Annotated in this window: 1 protein-coding gene; it reads right to left on the minus strand. The window is 69.8% G+C overall.

The window, feature by feature from the left end; translation table 11 throughout:
* Positions 1-83: 83 nt before the first annotated feature.
* A partial coding sequence (locus tag ABZ215_RS43765) for a carboxyl transferase domain-containing protein (RefSeq protein WP_354956862.1) occupies positions 84-1322 on the minus strand: 1239 nt, incomplete at its 5' end.

Below are 1322 nucleotides of genomic sequence, written 5' to 3' on the forward strand. Positions count from 1 at the left end.
CGGCTGGAAGGCCGAGCAGGTGCGGAACACGCGGCGGGCGATCTCCCCGCGGTTGGCGACCAGAACGTTGTCGATCACGTCACTCACATCCGGAAGACGCCGAAGCCCTCGGCGCCCCTGATCGGTCCATTGTGGATGGCGGACAGGCACAGCCCGAGCACGGTGCGGGTGTCCCGCGGGTCGATGATGCCGTCGTCGTAGAGCATGCCGGACAGGAACATCGGCAGCGACTCGGCCTCGATCTGCTGCTCGACCATCGCGCGCATCGCGGCGTCGGCGTCCTCGTCGTAGGGCTGGCCGCGTCCGGCCGCGGCCTGGCGGGCCACGATCGACAGCACCCCGGCCAGCTGCGCCGGCCCCATCACCGCGGACTTCGCGCTGGGCCAGGCGAACAGGAACCGCGGCCCGTACGCCCGCCCGCACATGCCGTAGTGCCCGGCGCCGTAGGACGCGCCCATCAGCACGGACAGGTGCGGGACCTTCGAGTTGGACACCGCGTTGATCATCATCGCGCCGTGCTTGATGATGCCGCCCTGCTCGTACTCCTTGCCGACCATGTAGCCGGTGGTGTTGTGCAGGAACAGCAGCGGCGTGTCGGTCTGGTTGGCGAGCTGGATGAACTGCGTCGCCTTCTGCGACTCCTCGCTGAACAGCACGCCCTGCGCGTTGGCGAGGATGCCGACCGGGTAGCCGTGCAGGCTCGCCCAGCCGGTGACGAGGCTGGTGCCGTAGAGCGGTTTGAACTCGTCGAAGTCGGAGCCGTCGACGACGCGGGCGATCACCTCGCGCGGGTCGAACGGGACCTTCAGGTCGGCGGGCACGATGCCGAGCAGGTCCTCGGCGTCCAGCAGCGGCTCGTCGTAGTCCGGTTTCGGGGACGGCCCCTGCTTGTGCCAGTTGAGCCGCTTGACGATGCTGCGGCCGATGCGGATCGCGTCCTGCTCGTCGTGCGCGAGGTAGTCGGCCAGCCCCGAGGTGCGCGCGTGCATCTCCGCGCCGCCCAGCGACTCGTCGTCGGACTCCTCCCCCGTAGCCATCTTGACCAGCGGCGGGCCGCCGAGGAACACCTTCGCGCGTTCCTTGACCATCACCACGTAGTCGGACATGCCGGGCAGGTAGGCGCCGCCCGCGGTGGAGTTGCCGAACACCAGCGCGATCGTCGGGATGCGCTCGGCCGAGGCAGGACCACCCCGAGCACCAGCGGGATCAGGGCGAGGATGCGGGTGAGCCGCGCGCACCATGTCGAGCGGGATCTCCAGCTGCGCCAGCACGACGTCGGCGTGCGCGATCCGCTCGACCTGGGCGGCGGTCAGTTCGAGGCG

Source organism: Amycolatopsis sp. NPDC006131, from assembly GCF_040614175.1.
GTDB classification, from domain to species: domain Bacteria; phylum Actinomycetota; class Actinomycetes; order Mycobacteriales; family Pseudonocardiaceae; genus Amycolatopsis_E; species Amycolatopsis_E tucumanensis.